15 protein-coding genes are annotated in these 17,746 nt (G+C 55.1%); all 15 read left to right on the forward strand.

The genetic code is table 11. From position 1 onward, the window contains the following. Positions 1-304 precede the first annotated feature (304 nt). The gene (locus tag JEM67_RS24860) at positions 305-1,282 is read left to right on the forward strand and encodes an MDR family oxidoreductase (RefSeq protein WP_199635693.1); all 978 of its coding nucleotides are present in this window, start codon (positions 305-307) and stop codon (positions 1,280-1,282) included. 247 nt (positions 1,283-1,529) lie between these two features. Continuing rightward, the gene (gene msrP, locus JEM67_RS24865) at positions 1,530-2,531 is read left to right on the forward strand and encodes a protein-methionine-sulfoxide reductase catalytic subunit MsrP (RefSeq protein ID WP_199635692.1); all 1,002 of its coding nucleotides are present in this window, start codon (positions 1,530-1,532) and stop codon (positions 2,529-2,531) included. After that, positions 2,532-3,131 carry a protein-methionine-sulfoxide reductase heme-binding subunit MsrQ gene (gene msrQ, locus JEM67_RS24870; protein ID WP_004948663.1) on the forward strand — a complete coding sequence of 200 codons (600 nt, stop codon included), beginning with the start codon at positions 2,532-2,534 and terminating at the stop codon, positions 3,129-3,131. It abuts the gene before it with no gap. A gap of 241 nt (positions 3,132-3,372) precedes the next feature. Then, positions 3,373-3,825 carry a type II 3-dehydroquinate dehydratase gene (gene aroQ / locus JEM67_RS24875; RefSeq protein ID WP_004948665.1) on the forward strand — a complete coding sequence of 151 codons (453 nt, stop codon included), beginning with the start codon at positions 3,373-3,375 and terminating at the stop codon, positions 3,823-3,825. A gap of 32 nt (positions 3,826-3,857) precedes the next feature. Further along, a complete protein-coding gene (gene accB / locus JEM67_RS24880) occupies positions 3,858-4,325 on the forward strand; it encodes an acetyl-CoA carboxylase biotin carboxyl carrier protein (RefSeq protein WP_013814715.1) in 468 nt (155 codons plus the stop codon). Between the two features lie 10 nt (positions 4,326-4,335). After that, positions 4,336-5,685, forward strand: a complete 1,350-nt coding sequence (accC, locus tag JEM67_RS24885; RefSeq protein ID WP_013814716.1) for an acetyl-CoA carboxylase biotin carboxylase subunit — start codon at positions 4,336-4,338, stop codon at positions 5,683-5,685. Between the two features lie 153 nt (positions 5,686-5,838). Then, positions 5,839-6,081: a YhdT family protein gene (locus tag JEM67_RS24890; protein WP_199635691.1), complete on the forward strand. Its 243-nt coding sequence runs from the start codon at positions 5,839-5,841 to the stop codon at positions 6,079-6,081. Continuing rightward, positions 6,071-7,516: a sodium/pantothenate symporter gene (gene panF / locus JEM67_RS24895; protein ID WP_004948678.1), complete on the forward strand. Its 1,446-nt coding sequence runs from the start codon at positions 6,071-6,073 to the stop codon at positions 7,514-7,516. Before JEM67_RS24890 ends, panF begins: the two co-directional genes overlap by 11 nt. A gap of 11 nt (positions 7,517-7,527) precedes the next feature. After that, entirely contained in the window at positions 7,528-8,409 is an 882-nt protein-coding gene (gene prmA / locus JEM67_RS24900; RefSeq protein ID WP_013814719.1) for a 50S ribosomal protein L11 methyltransferase, read from the forward strand. A gap of 189 nt (positions 8,410-8,598) precedes the next feature. Further along, positions 8,599-9,333 carry a carbonic anhydrase gene (locus JEM67_RS24905; RefSeq protein ID WP_199635690.1) on the forward strand — a complete coding sequence of 245 codons (735 nt, stop codon included), beginning with the start codon at positions 8,599-8,601 and terminating at the stop codon, positions 9,331-9,333. Positions 9,334-9,719: 386 nt separating this feature from the next. Further along, positions 9,720-10,685, forward strand: coding sequence for a tRNA dihydrouridine synthase DusB (dusB, locus tag JEM67_RS24910; protein WP_004948691.1), 966 nt, complete (start codon positions 9,720-9,722; stop codon positions 10,683-10,685). A 21-nt stretch (positions 10,686-10,706) separates the two neighbouring features. Then, on the forward strand, positions 10,707-11,003 hold the full coding sequence (fis, locus tag JEM67_RS24915; protein WP_000462905.1) for a DNA-binding transcriptional regulator Fis: 297 nt from the start codon (positions 10,707-10,709) through the stop codon (positions 11,001-11,003). Between the two features lie 361 nt (positions 11,004-11,364). After that, a complete protein-coding gene (gene lpxP / locus JEM67_RS24920) occupies positions 11,365-12,285 on the forward strand; it encodes a kdo(2)-lipid IV(A) palmitoleoyltransferase (RefSeq protein ID WP_004948702.1) in 921 nt (306 codons plus the stop codon). A gap of 127 nt (positions 12,286-12,412) precedes the next feature. Further along, on the forward strand, positions 12,413-13,108 hold the full coding sequence (locus tag JEM67_RS24925; RefSeq protein WP_199635689.1) for a CTP synthase C-terminal region-related (seleno)protein: 696 nt from the start codon (positions 12,413-12,415) through the stop codon (positions 13,106-13,108). Between the two features lie 656 nt (positions 13,109-13,764). Then, positions 13,765-17,706, forward strand: coding sequence for a non-ribosomal peptide synthetase (locus JEM67_RS24930; protein ID WP_199635688.1), 3,942 nt, complete (start codon positions 13,765-13,767; stop codon positions 17,704-17,706). The last annotated feature ends 40 nt before the right edge of the window (positions 17,707-17,746 follow it).

The following is a 17,746-nucleotide window of genomic DNA, read 5'->3' on the forward strand; positions in this document are numbered from 1 at the left end:
TGTGCCTTGTCCGTTATGGTTACGTGAATTTTCACCTTTGGAGGTATAAAGGCCCCGAATCCGCTCAAATGAATGCAACTCAATACCTTGATTTCTTAATTAATAACTGACTTTTCACTGCACTCGTTCCGTCAACATCAGGCAGTAAATCGTGCTGCTCAACCTATCAAGCCTGGCCTGCGAAGAAAACCTTAAAACGTCATTTTTTGCCCTTTATCAGGGCATAAGTGCCTTAGTAAGCATATAGTCAAATAAATCTGATTCAGCCATATATGGCAAAAATGATAACGAGAGGAAGAGTGACATGCGTGCACTGTTATTGGAACAACAAGACGAGCAAACTTTGGCGCACATCAAAGAGATCAGCAGCGATCAACTGCCCGATGGTGATGTGACGATCGACGTCAACTGGTCCAGCCTTAACTATAAAGATGCGCTCGCGATCACCGGCAAAGGCAAGATCATCCGCCAATTTCCTATGGTGCCGGGCATCGACTTCGCCGGTACGGTGCGTGACAGCCGAGACCCGCGCTTTAAAGAGGGCCAGAGCGTGGTGCTCACCGGCTGGGGCGTCGGCGAGAATCACTGGGGTGGCCTGGCAGAACAGGCCCGGGTATCCGGCGAATGGTTGGTGCCGCTGCCGCACGGGTTGGATGAACGTAAGGCGATGATCCTCGGCACCGCCGGCTTTACCGCCATGCTATGCGTGATGGCGCTGGAGGAAGGCGGCGTACGGCCGGATGACGGCGACATTCTGGTGACCGGCGCCAGCGGCGGCGTTGGCAGCGCGGCGATCGCCATTCTGACGGCCCTGGGCTATCACGTCACCGCGATCAGCGGCCGCGAAAGCAACGTCGACTACCTGAAAGCGCTGGGCGCCAAAGAGGTTCTGTCGCGTAGCGGTTACCTGGAAGCGCCACGTCCGCTGGAGAAACAACTGTGGGCCGGTGCGATAGATACCGTCGGCGACACCCTGTTGGCACGGGTGCTGGCGCAGATGAACTATAACGGCGTCGTCGCCGCTTGCGGGCTGGCTGGTGGTTACCACCTGCCAACCACGGTGATGCCGTTCATTCTGCGCAACGTACGCCTGCAGGGTGTGGACTCGGTACACGCCCCGCTGCACCGCCGCCAAACTGCCTGGGAACGCCTGGCCGGTATCCTGCCGGACAGCTTCTACCAGCAGGCCACGCAGGAAATTACGCTGGAACAGGCGCCGGCCACCGCCGCAGCGCTGCTGAATAACCAAGTCACCGGCCGCACGCTGGTGAAGATCCGCTAAATCTGTCCGCCCCCCGGCAACGGGGGGAAACCCGCCCTGCGAAATTTCATATTTTCCTGCCGCCTCTCGCATAAGCCCTGCTTTCACGCCATGCTTACCTTTATATACCCCAGCGTATTGCAGGGGCGCGAATACTGCGCCCGCGTTTATCGGGGCGAATAGACTCGTCCCTACAGTCAGTCTGACCGGAGCAGGTTTGAACGCCCTATTTTGCAAGGCGACGGGTAAAAATGCGGAGAAAAACACCATGAGCAAATCCCCAAAATTGACCGAGGCCGACGTCACGCCCGAGACTGTGTTTTATCAGCGGCGCAAAGTGCTGCAGGCGTTAGGTATCACCGCCGCGTCGTTGGCGCTGCCGCTTAATGCGCAGGCCGATGTGCTGTCATGGTTCAAAGGTAACGATCGGCCCAAAGCCCCGGCAGGCAAGCCGTTGGCGTTCAGCAAGCCGCCCGCCTGGCAGGCGCAACTGGCCATGACGCCCGAAGACAAGGTTTCCGGTTACAACAATTTCTACGAATTCGGTCTCGATAAGGCCGATCCCGCCGCCAATGCCAGCGGACTGAAAACCGAAGGCTGGAAAGTGCGCATCGACGGTGAAGTCGGTAAACCGATCACGCTGGATATCGATGATTTAATCAAACGCTTCCCACTGGAACAGCGCATCTACCGCATGCGCTGCGTGGAGGCCTGGTCGATGGTAGTTCCCTGGATTGGCTTTGAGCTGGGTAAACTCATCACACTGGCAGAGCCGAACAGCAATGCGCGCTATGTCGCCTTCCAGACGCTGTACGATCCGGAACAGATGCCGGGCCAGAAGGATCGTTTTATCGGCGGCGGCCTGAAGTATCCGTATGTCGAAGGGCTGCGTCTCGATGAGGCCATGAACCCGCTGGCGCTGCTGACCGTTGGCGTGTACGGCAAAACGCTGCCGCCGCAAAATGGCGCGCCGCTGCGGCTGATCACCCCATGGAAATACGGCTTTAAAGGCATTAAATCGATTGTCCATATTCGCCTGGTGCGCGATCAACCGCCGACGACCTGGAATGAGTCCGCACCCAATGAATACGGTTTCTACGCCAACGTGAACCCGCACGTCGATCATCCGCGCTGGTCGCAGGCGACCGAGCGTTTTATCGGCTCCGGCGGCATTCTGGATGTCAAACGTCAGCCGACGCTGCTGTTCAACGGCTATGCCGATCAGGTTGCGTCGCTGTATCGCGGGATGGATCTGCGGGAGAATTTCTAAGTGCGTTTAACGCCGACTCACATCAAAGGGATCAAGGTCGCTATTTATCTGGCGGCATTCCTGCCTTTTCTCTGGCTGGTGCTGGCGGTGGATCAGGGCTGGTTCAGCGCCGATCCGGCCAAGGATATTCAGCATTTTACCGGCAGGATGACGCTGAAACTGCTGTTGGCGACCCTGATGATTGCCCCGCTGGCGCGCTATGCCCGCCAACCGCTGCTGATCCGCTGTCGCCGCCTGGTGGGGTTGTGGTGTTTTGCCTGGGGCACGCTGCATCTGATAAGCTATTCGACGCTTGAGTTGGGGCTGAGCAATATCGGTCTTCTGGGGCGCGAACTGGTGACTCGCCCTTATCTGACACTCGGCATTATCAGCTGGCTGATTCTGCTGGCGCTAGCCGCCACCTCTACGCTGTGGGCCATGCGCAAACTGGGTGCCAAATGGCAGACATTGCATAACTTCGTCTATCTGGCGGCGATACTGGCACCGATTCACTACCTGTGGTCGGTAAAAACCTTTTCGCCGCAGCCTTTCATTTACGCTCTGTTGGCTATACTGCTGCTGGCGCTGCGATACAAGAAATTCCGCAATTGGTGGCGTTAAAGGGCGGAACTTTTCTGTGTTCTATCCCTCATAATGCGATAACGCCATCGTCAGTTTGCTGATTTAGGGTTGAATATCTTCGCTGATAAGACCAGTATTTAGCTGCGAATTGCTACGATATCGTTATAATGCCCGGCCTTGCTCCTGTTCACAGGGTGAATTTCCCCCTTAACAGGTGACAAATCGGTGACATCGGGTTATTTTCTACGATGATGGTTTTATTGCCGGAGATACCAGCACAATGGCAGACAAGTCTCACATTTTGCTTTTGAACGGCCCCAATCTGAATCTGCTGGGGACGCGTGAGCCGGAGAAGTACGGCAGCACGACGCTGACAGAGATAGTTAACGGATTGGAAAACCAGGCATCCGCGCTGGATATCACCCTGAGCCATCTGCAATCCAACGCCGAGTATCAGCTTATCGATCGCATACATCAGGCACGCGGCAACACAGATTTTATTCTGATCAACCCTGCCGCGTTCACGCATACCAGCGTGGCGCTGCGTGATGCATTGCTGGCGGTGCAGATCCCGTTTATCGAGATCCACCTCTCCAATGTGCACGCCCGCGAGCCTTTCCGCCATCATTCCTACCTCTCCGATGTTGCGGTAGGCGTGATTTGCGGCCTCGGCGCGGATGGCTACACATTTGCTTTACAGGCAGCGGTTAACCGTCTGTCAAAAACCCACTAATTGCTACGCAAAAAGAGTACGGAATCACACTCATGGATATTCGTAAAATCAAGAAACTGATCGAACTGGTTGAAGAATCAGGCATTTCTGAACTGGAAATCTCTGAAGGCGAAGAGTCGGTTCGCATCAGCCGTGCCGCTCCGGTGCAGGCTTACCCAATGATGCCACAGGCCTATGCCATGCAGCCTCAGCAGCAGCCAGCTCTGGCTAACGCCGTTGCCAGCGCGCCTGCTGCAGAAACCCCTGCGGCACCGGCGGCCATGAGTGGCCACATCGTCCGTTCCCCAATGGTAGGCACTTTCTACCGCACGCCAAGCCCGGATGCGAAAGCCTTCATCGAAGTCGGCCAGAAAGTGAACGCCGGCGACACTCTGTGCATCGTTGAAGCCATGAAAATGATGAACCAGATCGAAGCGGACAAATCCGGCGTTGTTAAAGCTATTCTGGTAGAAAACGGCCAACCGGTTGAATTTGACGAGCCACTGGTCGTCATCGAATAACGAGGCGAACATGCTTGATAAAATTGTTATCGCCAACCGCGGCGAGATCGCGCTTCGTATCCTGCGTGCTTGTAAAGAGCTGGGCATCAAAACCGTTGCCGTGCACTCCACAGCCGATCGCGATCTGAAACACGTACTGCTGGCTGACGAGACCGTCTGTATTGGTCCTGCGCCCTCGGTAAAAAGCTATTTGAACATCCCGGCCATCATCTCTGCGGCGGAAATCACCGGCGCAGTGGCGATCCACCCAGGCTACGGCTTCTTGTCTGAAAACGCCGATTTCGCCGAGCAGATCGAACGTTCCGGCTTTATCTTCATCGGCCCGAAAGCCGAAACCATCCGCCTGATGGGCGACAAGGTTTCTGCGATCAACGCCATGAAGAAAGCCGGCGTGCCTTGCGTTCCTGGCTCCGATGGCCCGCTGACCGATGACATGGACAAAAACCGTGCCTTCGCCAAGCGCATCGGCTACCCGGTGATCATCAAGGCGTCCGGCGGCGGCGGCGGCCGTGGCATGCGCGTAGTGCGCAGCGACAAAGATCTCGAGCAATCCATTGCCATGACCAAAGCTGAAGCCAAAGCGGCATTCAACAATGACATGGTTTACATGGAGAAATACCTGGAAAACCCACGTCATATCGAAATTCAGATTTTGGCGGACGGCCAGGGTAACGCCATCTATCTGGCCGAGCGCGACTGCTCCATGCAGCGTCGCCACCAGAAAGTGGTTGAAGAAGCACCGGCACCGGGCATCACCAGCGAAATGCGCCGTTACATCGGCGAGCGCTGCTCGAAGGCCTGTGTGGAAATCGGTTATCGCGGTGCAGGTACCTTCGAGTTCCTGTATGAAAACGGCGAGTTCTATTTCATCGAAATGAACACCCGTATTCAGGTTGAACACCCGGTGACCGAAATGATCACCGGCGTGGATCTGATCAAAGAGCAGCTGCGCATCGCTGCCGGTCAGCCGCTGTCGATCAAACAGGACGAAGTGAAGGTTCACGGCCACGCGGTGGAATGCCGTATCAATGCCGAAGACGCGAACACCTTCCTGCCGAGCCCGGGCAAGATCACCCGTTTCCATGCGCCAGGCGGTTTCGGCGTGCGTTGGGAATCTCATATTTACGCCGGTTATACCGTACCGCCGTACTATGATTCCATGATCGGCAAACTGATCACTTACGGTGAAAACCGTGACGTGGCCATTGCCCGCATGAAGAACGCCCTGGCTGAGCTGATCATCGATGGCATCAAAACCAACGTTGAACTGCAGCAAAAGATCATGAGCGACGAAAACTTCCAGCACGGTGGCACCAACATCCACTACCTGGAGAAAAAGCTGGGTCTGCAGGAAACCTAAGGCAGGCTACTCGCATTGCCTGACAGAAGGCCGGTTAATCACCGGCCTTTTTCTTTTTCGTTTCAGGCCAGTAACGGCTTGGCAAAACGCCCACATGCCGTAAAATTCCCTACCTTTGATACATCCCTCACCCTAAACCTGTGGGAGACACTGATGGACAAACGCTTTATTCAGGCACACCGCGAAGCGCGCTGGGCGCTGTGGCTGACGCTGCTCTACCTGCTGGCCTGGTCGCTGGCGGCCTATCTGCCGGACAGCAATGCCGGCATCACCGGCCTGCCGCACTGGTTCGAAATGGCGTGCCTGCTAGTACCGCTGCTGTTTATCGGCCTGTGCTGGCTGATGGTACGCGGCGTGTTCCGCGATATTTCGCTGGAGGATGGCGATGCAAACTGAAGTGATCCTGCCGTTGATCGCCTATCTGCTGCTGGTGTTCGGGCTGTCGGTATATGCTTACAGCCGGCGTCAGAGCGGCAACTTCCTCAGCGAATATTTCCTGGGTAACCGGTCAATGGGCGGCTTTGTGCTGGCCATGACGCTGACCGCCACCTATATCAGCGCCAGTTCGTTTATCGGTGGCCCCGGCGCCGCCTATAAATACGGCCTGGGCTGGGTGCTGCTGGCAATGATCCAGTTGCCTGCGGTGTGGCTGTCGCTCGGCGTACTGGGCAAAAAGTTCGCCATTCTGGCGCGCCGCTATAACGCCATCACCCTGAACGACATGCTGTACGGCCGCTATCAAAGCCGCCTGTTGGTATGGTTGGCCAGTCTTAGCCTGCTGGTGGCTTTCCTGGGCGCCATGACGGTGCAATTTATCGGTGGCGCGCGCCTGCTGGAAACCGCTGCCGGTATCCCCTACGACACCGGCCTGCTGATTTTCGGCATCAGCATCGCGCTGTATACCGCCTTTGGCGGCTTCCGCGCCAGCGTACTCAATGACGCCATGCAAGGACTGGTCATGCTGCTTGGCACCGTGCTGCTGCTGGTTGCGGTGATCCACGCCGCCGGCGGCCTGCACAGCGCGGTGGACAAACTGCAACAGATCGACCCGGCGCTGGTATCACCGCAGGGCGGCGAGCAGATCCTCAGCCTGCCCTTTATGGCATCGTTCTGGATCCTGGTGTGCTTCGGCGTGATTGGCCTGCCGCATACCGCGGTGCGCTGCATCTCATACAAAGACAGCAAAGCGGTGCATCGCGGCATTATCCTCGGCACCATGGTGGTGGCGGTGCTGATGTTCGGCATGCATCTGGCCGGCGCGCTGGGCCGCGCGGTGTTGCCGGATCTGAAGATCCCCGATCAGGTGATCCCGACGCTGATGATCACCGTGCTGCCGCCGTACGCCGCCGGCATTTTCCTGGCCGCACCGATGGCGGCAATCATGTCGACGATTAACGCCCAACTGCTGCAATCTTCCGCCACTATCGTCAAAGATCTCTATCTTGGCGTGCGCCCGCAGCAAATGCAGAACGAAAGGTTGATCAAGCGTTTCTCCAGCCTGACCACGTTGATCCTTGGCCTGCTGGTGCTGCTGGCGGCCTGGCGACCACCGGAAATGATCATCTGGCTGAACCTGCTGGCGTTTGGTGGCCTGGAAGCGGTCTTCCTGTGGCCGCTGGTGCTTGGCCTGTACTGGGAACGCGCCAACGCGCAGGGAGCGCTTAGCTCAATGGTGACGGGTGCGGTATGCTATACGCTATTGGCCAGCTTCAAGCTGCAGTTGGCGGGGTTGCACCCCATCGTGCCTTCGTTGTTACTCAGCCTGCTGGCGTTTTATATCGGTAACGTCGTCGGCGAAAAGCGTCGGGTGACGTCATCATTACCCTCTTAAAGAGAATTGCTATGCCTTGGATCCAACTAAAACTGAACACCACCGGCAGCCAGGCGGAAGACCTGAGCGACGCGCTGGTTGAAAGCGGCGCGGTATCAGTGACCTTCCAGGACACCCACGACAACCCAGTGTTCGAGCCGCTGCCGGGTGAAACCCTGCTGTGGGGCGATACCGATGTGATCGGGCTGTACGACGCTGAAACCGACATGGCTGAAGTGGTGGCGATACTGGAGCAACACCCATTGCTGGGCGCCGGCTTCCGCCACAAGATAGAACAGCTGGAAGACAAGGATTGGGAACGCGAGTGGATGGATAACTTCCACCCGATGCGCTTTGGCGAGCGCCTGTGGATCTGCCCGAGCTGGCGCGACGTGCCCGATCCGGACGCGGTCAACGTGATGCTCGACCCGGGCCTGGCATTTGGTACCGGCACTCACCCAACTACTGCGCTGTGCCTGCAGTGGCTGGACAGCCTCGATCTGACCGGAAAAACCATTATCGACTTCGGTTGCGGTTCCGGCATTCTGGCGATTGCCGCGCTGAAGCTCGGTGCAGCACGCGCTATCGGCATCGATATCGATCCCCAAGCCATTCAGGCCAGCCGCGACAATGCGCAGCGTAACGGCGTTTCAGAGCGTCTGGAGCTGTATCTGCCGAAAGACCAACCGACCGACCTGCTGGCAGACGTCGTGGTCGCCAACATCCTGGCCGGCCCGTTGCGCGAGCTTGCGCCGCTGATCGGCTGCCTGCCGAAGTCCGGAGGCTATCTGGGCCTGTCCGGCGTGCTGGCCACCCAGGCGGCAAGCGTAGCGGAAGCCTATGAAGACAAATTCACGCTCGATCCGGTCGCAGAGCGCGAAGAATGGTGCCGCATCACCGGCCAGCGTAACTAATCACACCGCCTTTTCATGCAAAAATCCATCGGAAGCTCCCCCTTCCGGTGGATTTTTTATTTCCTTCAAGCCTGACTGATTTATACATACAGTTAGTAGGTGTATTCTCTCTCCCTAGCGCCAACGCCCCCTGAGGTGACGGCGACAATTCAGGCAAACCTCATACTGTCGTTTTTAAAGGGAGTTAACATGAAAGGTCATTTATTGATTGCCGCGCTTTTAGCCGGCAGCTTTTCGGTCACTGCGGCTGAACAGACGCATTGGAGCTATGATGGCCAGGAAGATCCGGCGCATTGGGGCAAACTTTCCCCAGATTTTTCGCTGTGTGAAACCGGTAAGAATCAGTCGCCGATCAATATCAAGGGCGCCCTGGAAACCCACCACGCCCAATTGCAGTTGGCATTCCAGCCAGGCAAGCAGCAGATCGTCAACAACGGCCACACCGTGCAGGTCAACGTCAGCGGCGGCAATACATTGGTACTGGATAGCAGCACCTTCACGCTGCAGCAGTTCCACTTCCATGCCCCGAGCGAAAACGAAATTGACGGCAAACAGTTCCCGCTGGAAGCCCACTTTGTTTATAAAGGCAAAGACGGTGAACTGGCGGTGCTGGCGTTGATGTTCCAACAAGGCAAGGCAAACGCGCAACTGGCGAAGGCCTGGCAACAGATACCGACCACCGTCAATCAAGCCGCCGTGCTGAGCGCTCCGCTGGATATCCAGGCCCTGTTGCCGAAGCAGTTTAACTTCTATCGCTTCAGCGGTTCGCTGACCACCCCACCCTGCTCCGAAGGCGTTAGCTGGATGGTGCTGGGTAAACCCGTTAGCGCGTCGGTCGAACAGATTGCTCAATTCAAGAATGCAGTCCGGCATGCGAACAACCGCCCGATACAGCCGCTGAATGGCCGGGTCATCATCGACTGAGGTCATCCGCAGGGCTTCACCGCCGGTTTTGCCCCCCGGCGGCGAACAAACACCGGTTTAGCCGATCCCCGCGCAAGGCGGTTAAGCGTAATTCAGCCTATTCTCAACGGAATACCCTGATAAACACCGTATATTGCTACCGTTCTCCAGTGGAATCCGCGCTGATTGCAGATAAAATTCTGTTGTGTCGGGAATATTTTATTGCGCTAAAAACAATCAATTAAAGTCAACTCATTGTTAAATATATACAATATTTTTATGAAACCTGACGCAGCCCCTTTTCTCTGCCCGATAACGGCGAATTGGTCAAAGTTTGGCCTTTCATCTCAACGCAAAAATGCGTAATATACGCGCCCTTGCGGACACAGTATGGTTACTCTTTGTCTATGCGCATTGGACACCACCAGCTTACAAATTGCTTGATTGCGGCCCCTATGGCCGGCATTACAGATCGCCCGTTTAGAACCCTATGTCATGCAATGGGTGCTGGGATGGCTGTATCCGAAATGCTCTCCTCCAATCCGGAGGTGTGGCGGACGGATAAGTCGCGTCTGCGTATGGTACATAGCGATGAACCAGGGATCCGTTCCGTGCAGATTGCCGGATGCGATCCCGATGATATGGCTGCCGCGGCGCGGATTAACGTGGCAGGCGGCGCACAGATCATCGACATCAATATGGGATGCCCAGCCAAAAAAGTGAACCGGAAGCTTGCAGGGTCTGCGTTGCTGCAGTACCCGGATCTGGTTAAACAGATTCTCCACGCGGTAGTTAACGCAGTGGATGTGCCGGTAACGCTTAAGATTCGCACCGGCTGGGCGCCAGAACACCGTAACTGTGTAGAGATTGCCCAACTGGCCGAAGATTGTGGTATACAGGCCCTGACTATTCATGGCCGAACCCGTGCCTGCCTGTTCAACGGCAACGCGGAGTACGACAGCATTCGGGCAGTTAAGCAGAGTGTTTCCATTCCGATTATCGCGAATGGAGACATTACTGACCCGCATAAAGCCAGAGCAGTGCTCGACTACACCGGGGCCGATGCCCTGATGATAGGCCGCGCTGCTCAGGGGAGACCCTGGATCTTCCGGGAAATCCAGCATTATCTGGACACTGGGGAGTTGCTGCCACCTTTGCCGCTTGGCGAGGTTAAGCGCTTGTTGATAGGGCATATTCGGGAATTGCACGGCTTTTATGGCCAAGGCAAGGGATTCCGGATTGCTCGTAAGCACGTGTCCTGGTATCTACAGGAACACGCCCCGAATGACCAGTTTCGGCGCACATTCAACGCCATAGAGGATGCCAGCGAACAGCTGGAGGCGTTGGAGGCATATTTCGAAAATCTTGCGTAACAAAAAAGAGCTGACAGAACTATGTTCGAACAACGCGTAAATTCTGACGTACTGACCGTTTCTACCGTGAACTCACAGGATCAAGTGACTCAAAAGCCTCTGCGTGACTCGGTTAAACAAGCACTGAAGAACTATTTTGCTCAACTGAATGGTCAGGACGTTAATGACTTGTATGAGCTGGTTTTGGCTGAAGTTGAACAGCCACTGTTGGACATGGTGATGCAATACACCCGTGGCAACCAAACCCGTGCTGCTCTGATGATGGGCATCAACCGCGGTACGCTGCGTAAGAAATTGAAAAAATACGGCATGAACTGATACTAGTCAGTCAGGTTGTTGAAAAAAGGCGCTTTATCTCATTTGATAAGCGCCTTTTTCTTTGTCTTTACACCGCATCAGCCCCAGCGTAATGCGAATGAGAATATTCGTATGCCCCTCTTCCTCAGTAACCCGTATTGTGTGATACAATACGCATTCCTGGAGCCGCTTTCGCTGGCCTACAGCCATCCTTCCGAAGCCTGATAGCAGCGCGAACCGCCCCTTCGAGTGTAAAGATTTAGTCAATTATGGAATCTGGCTAAACCATAATGATGTCTGGGTGTCTTAGTAGTCGTATCGCAATCGAGTGGATCCTTTATGCGTTACAGATTACTGCCCCCTACTGCATAAATGAGTTGATATGAAGCGTCCACAAGAATTCCGTTCGGCCCTGCTGCACCCGCGCTACTGGTTTACCTGGTTCGGCCTGGCCATTTTGTTCCTGCTGGTTCAACTGCCTTACCCGTTGCTGCACAAGCTCGGCGTATGGATGGGCCGCACCTCGATGCGTTTCCTGAAACGTCGCGTTGCCATTACCCGCCGTAACCTGGAGCTGTGTTTCCCGGATATGGACGAGGCGCAACGCGAGCGCAAAGTGATCGGCAATTTCGAATCCCTTGGCATGGGCCTGCTGGAAACCGGTATGGCCTGGTTCTGGTCAGATAAGCGTGTCAAACGCTGGTTCAACGTCTCCGGCATCAATCACCTGAAAATGGCGCAGCAGAATGAACGCGGCGTACTGGTGATTGGCGTGCACTTTATGTCGCTGGAGCTGGGCGGCCGTGCTATGGGGCTGTGCCAGCCCATGATGGCGATGTACCGCCCGCACAACAATAAAGCGATGGAATGGGCACAGACCAAAGGCCGCATGCGCTCCAACAAGGCCATGCTCGATCGCAAAGACCTGCGCGGCATGGTGCATGCACTGAAGCGCGGTGAAGCCGTGTGGTTCGCTCCGGATCAAGACTATGGCCCACGTGGCAGCGTATTCGCGCCGTTATTCGCCGTCGATCAGGCCGCCACCACCAGCGGCACCTTTATGCTGGCGCGTATGGCCAAGCCGGCACTGGTTCCGGTGGTATTGATCCGCCGCGAGAAAGGCCGCGGCTATGACCTGTTGATCCAGCCTGCGCTGGAAGATTACCCGATAGGCGATGAACTTGCGGCGGCGGCCTATATGAACAAAGTGGTCGAGAAAGAGATCATGCGGGCGCCGGAGCAATACATGTGGCTGCATCGTCGCTTCAAAACCCGACCGATCGGCGCTCCCTCGCTGTACTAAGCCCAGATTCTGTTTCCCAGCCCGGCCAAAACGCCGGGCTTTTTTGTGCGTTGCGTTTAAAAAACCTGCTGCCGGTCCTTAGGCTTTGCTGTAACCTCTTTTTTTACCCGTACAGGAAAAGGAAACGATGAAAACTCACGTCCGCATTGCTCTGGTCGGTGACTACAAACCCCAGGCCGTATCTCACCAGGCTATCCCCATCGCTCTCCAGCTCACCGCCGCACACCTTAACGTCGATATTCAATCCCACTGGCTGCCTACAGAAACCCTCACCGACACCTCGGTATTGCAGGATTATGATGCTATCTGGGTGGTACCCGGCAGCCCGTACAACCATGACGATGGCGTCTTTATGACCATTCGCCATGCACGCGAACAGAATATCCCCTTCCTCGGCTCCTGCGCTGGCTTCCAGTATGCGATTGTGGAATACGCTCGTAACGTTATGGGCTGGCACGATGCCGGGCATGCGGAAACCGACACCGGCGGCCGGTTGGTTATCGCTCCGTTGAGCTGTTCGCTGGTGGAAAAAAGCGGGGACATTATTTTGCAGCCAGACACGCTGGTCGCCCGCGCTTACGGCAAGCTGGAAACGCATGAAGGTTACCACTGCAATTTCGGCGTTAACCCGGATTTCGTTGCCGATCTGCAGCAACACCCGCTGATTATCAGTAGCCATGACCACGCAGGTGACGTGCGTTCGATAGAGCTGCCGGGGCACCGTTTTTACGCCGCTACGCTATTCCAGTCCGAACGTGCCGCGTTGCGCGATGAGCTGTCGCCGCTAGTGGTCGAGCTGATCAAGACCGCAGCACAAGTCTGAAACCCTCTAGCCCTCAGAAAATGAGGGCTAGTATATAGCCATAGCCCAACGCGTTGCCGCGAGGAAAGGCACTCACCAATAATTAAATGGTTAATCACCCCCCGCTAATATCATTCCCATCTTATTAAAGTTAACTAAAACCTGTCTGATAACGGATTATTCATCTCAACTTAATTTTACCGTCATATAAAAGATCATTAATAGCGCCCGCCATTTCCCCCTGTTTATCATTGCCTTCATAAGAATATTGCATAAATAATTCTTTATTATTTTTTAAGTTCAACATGTTGCGATCTGCCGAAGCTACCCCAGGAGGATAATCACAAGGAGAAACTCACTGTATAAGTCTAACATCAACATAAAAAACAAAGAAAAAAGCAAATATAAACAAATGGATACAAAAAAACAAATGAGAGTTAGCTGCCATCATAATAATGATCATTAAAATATATTCGACCTGACGAACTGATTGCAAAAAAATGAAAATTAAATAATTAGGCTTAAAATAAAAACATTTCATATTATCACAAAAAACCATTAAAAAAAATTAATGTAAATCCAGGCCAATTCAATTTTCACCTTTTATAATATTCGGGTGCTTAACGACTGCTAACTCTATTTAAGTCGATTAATTCCTAATTTATGGAGGTGGTTCCGTGTCCGCTTATTCTCTGACAACCGTGCAACAGGCTGTGTGGCTCGACCAATCGTTGAATCCCGAGATCCCATTGTATAACGTAGGGTGTTTATGGCATGTGGAACGGGAAATCTCACTCCCGTTGTTTAAAGAAGCTATCCGCCAAATCCAGCAACAACACGATGCGCTGCAAACCACCCTGAAAGAAGCACCTCAAGGTGTCATTCAGGAGCCGCTGTTCAAAAAACAAATTGAATTACATTACCATGATTTCTCAAAGGAAAATGATGCATTCAACCGGGCGAAAACACATTTGCGAAGCAAATTTATTCAGCCTTATCAGCTCTACGAAGATTTGCTTTGGCGCTGTCATGTCGCCAGGGTGAACGACACCACGACGCTGTGGTTACTGGCGTCCCATCATCTGATTGCGGATGGCACCTCAATCTCTTTGCTAAGCCGCATGATCATGGATCGTTATAAGCAATTAAAAGCCGGAGAAGAAGGCCAGATCGGCGCCTCTTGTTACCAAAACTTCGTCGTCAGCGACCAGGCCTATCAGCAGTCATCACGTTATGAACGCGACCGCGACTGGTGGCTGCAACGCTTTGCCGCGGCCCCGTCTCCAATATTGGAGCGCCGTCAGAATTACTGCGAGCAGCAAACCTACCCTAGCAGCCAAGTTATCAAACGTCTGCCGCACGAGCGTTTTCTTCAACTGGAGCGCTATGCGGCCGAACGGGGTAGCTCGGCGATGCATTTCTTCACCGCCTTGATTGCCCTTTGGTTCGCCCGGATTTGGCAGATGGAGCACGTCATTTTGGGCGTTCCGGTTCACAACCGCAGCACCGCAGATCATAAGCAAACGCTGGGGATGTTCTCTTCCATGATCCCACTGCGTATCAACGTCGATCTGCAGCACTCCTTCGCCGACCTGCTGCGGCAAATTGGCGGCGAATTGCGACAATGCTATCGCCATCAACGCTTCCCGATTGCCGAGCTTAACCGTCACTTAAATCTGCACCAACAAGGAAGGCGTCAGCTGTTTGATATCAGTTTTTCGCTGGAAGTTTTCCCTACCGACATCGAGCTGGAAGGCAGCCAGTTTAAGGTTGAGAATATGCACCATGGCCATGAACAATTGCCACTGGGCATCTACCTGCGCCACTATCTTCCTGGCGAGGATCCCTTGCTGGAATTTAACCTCAATCAGGCTTGGTTCAGCCACGAGGATGGCGAGCGCATCGCCGCCCGCATCATAAGGTTACTCGACGAAGTGCTGGACGGAGATCCGGCACTGCCAGTGGGGAAACTGCCGCTGCTGCTGCCAAACGAACAGCAGCAAATTTTCCACCAATGGAATAATACGCATCAAGTCTGGGCGGACATGCCGCAGAGTTTGCATCAGTTTTTGGAACGGCAGGCAGAGTGCACACCAGACGCTCCGGCCCTCTGCTACGAACACCATTCGATCAGCTATCGTCAATTGAATCAGCAGGCCAACCGGTTTGCCGCGTTCCTGCGGCAGCAAGGTTTGCAACCGGATGATCGTATTGCGCTTTGCGTTGACCGTGGACCGGAAATGGTGATCGCCCTGTACGCCATTTTAAAAGCGGGCGCAGCTTATGTACCGCTCGATCCCGATTACCCGCAGGATCGCTTGCGCCATATGTTGCAAGATTGCGGCGCTAAGTATGTGTTGATCGACGACGGCGGCGAACACGCATTGCACCCGCTCCGCGACATCACAGTGCCGCGTGTGCATCTGCAACGCGACAGCCACCTTTGGCGGCATACATCGGCGGACAACCTTGCACCACTGGCTTCTGATCCGCAGCGCAGCCTGGCCTATGTCATTTATACTTCCGGTTCGACGGGGAAACCCAAAGGGGTGATGAATGAACACCGTGGGGTCATCAATCGCCTGTTATGGATGCAACAAGCTTATCCGCTGACGCCGAAGGATGTGGTGTTGCAAAAAACGCCGTTCAGCTTCGACGTGTCAGTTTGGGAATTCTTCTGGCCGCTGATGGTTGGGGCCCGGCTAGCCATCGCCAAACCGGGTGGCCATCAGGATCCGGACTATCTGAGCGCCTGCATCGCAAAACACGGCGTCACCACGCTGCACTTTGTTCCCTCAATGCTGCAACTGTTTTTACGGCATGGCGACATGGCGCAGTGCAACGCCTTGCGGCGCATCATGTGCAGCGGCGAAGCTCTGCCGCTCGCCACGGTACAGCGCTGCCTGCGGCAATTGCCGCAGGCGGAACTGCACAACCTCTATGGCCCGACGGAGGCGGCTGTGGATGTCTCCAGCTGGCATTGTCGTCCCGAGGACGAACGGGCACTGGTGCCGATCGGCAAGCCTATCGCCAATACTCAGCTCTATATTCTGGACAATCAGTTGCAGCCACTGCCGCCCGGCGTCGCCGGTGAACTGCATATCGGCGGAATTCAGGTTGCCCGCGGCTACCTGAATCGACCGGAATTAAGCACAGAACGCTTCATTGCCGATCCTTTCAGCCGCGACCCTCAGGCGCGCCTGTATAAAACAGGTGACCTTGCGCGCTGGCTGGCGGATGGCAATATCGAATATCTGGGCAGGAACGATTTCCAGGTCAAGATCCATGGCGTACGCATTGAGTTGGGGGAGATTGAGCAGCAATTGAGACTATGCGCCGGCGTGGAAGACGCCGCGATCCTGGCAAAAGAAGACGCCCATGGCGGGAAACGCCTGGTGGCGTATGTCATCGCGCCGGATAAAGACGCGCACCCCACCGACTGGCGCCGCCAGTTGCAGCAACATTTGCCGGATTATATGGTGCCATCCAGTTATATCCGGCTGGAGGCATTCCCCCTCTCCCCTAACGGCAAGCTGGATCGCAAAGCCCTGCCGGCCCCTACTCCGTTGCAGGATACGGTGCCTTATGAACCGCCGCAGACTCCGCAGGAGCGGCAGCTTGCCACATTTTGGGGAGAGTTGCTTGGCGCAGAACACATCGGCCTGGATGACGACTTTTTCGCGCTCGGCGGCCATTCGCTGCACGCCATTCAGTTGCTGATCAAGCTGAAACGCAGCGGATATTCGCTGAGTATTAAAACACTGTTTGCACACCCCACCCTGCGTCGGCAAGCGCGCATCCTCACCGAGGGTGTTGCCCCCGAAACAACGCTGGCGGCTCCCCCACCGCTGCAACAACTGCTGACGAACCTGAACCAGGCCAGTTTTAATTTCAAGCAGATTAAACGTCTGAACCGCTCGCCCGGCGCCGACAACGTCTGGATGATTCATCCGGCCGTCACCGGCTGCGATGTTTATCGCGATCTGGCGAACTCTCTGGAGAAGGATTTCAATGTCTTCGGGGTCAACAATTACAACCTGTTCCAGCAACCGCACATTACTTCACTGCGCGAACTGGCATCGTACTATCTCGGCCATATGCGGCTGTCGCCCTCTCATCCCGTACGCTTGTTAGGTTGGTCTCTGGGAGGGCTGATTGCGCTGGAAATGGCCGCCCAGCTTGAGAGCCAAGGCTACCGCGACATTCAGCTGTTCTTGCTCGATACGTTTTACCGAACACAGTTCCAAATCCACAGTGAACCTGGCATGTTGGCGCCGATGCTGGCAATGTTGGGCATCGATGGCGAGGCGGCCGACAGAGCGTTGAAGGCGGAACCGACGGAGCTGGCGCTGGCGAAACAAACGCTCAGCGCACCGCTGCAGCATGCGCGGATCACCCTGTTCAAGGCCACCGAGGATACAAACCTGGACCTCGCAGATATCGGCGATGAACGGGAATTACTGGCGATCGCCGACAACGGCCTTTCGGCGATTAGCCGGCATCTGCACGTGCATCCACTGGCCTGCAACCATAACTCCATTATCTCCAGCCATGATGAGATCGGCCGCGCCTTGCGCGAATCTACTCGTTCGCCGATGATGCTCGACGACATTCATTGATATGACAGGTCTGCGGCGCTCGTCGCCGCAGACCTCCATC

Origin of the sequence: Serratia sp. PAMC26656 (genome assembly GCF_016469055.2) — a bacterium.
In the GTDB taxonomy this organism is placed as follows: domain Bacteria; phylum Pseudomonadota; class Gammaproteobacteria; order Enterobacterales; family Enterobacteriaceae; genus Serratia; species Serratia plymuthica.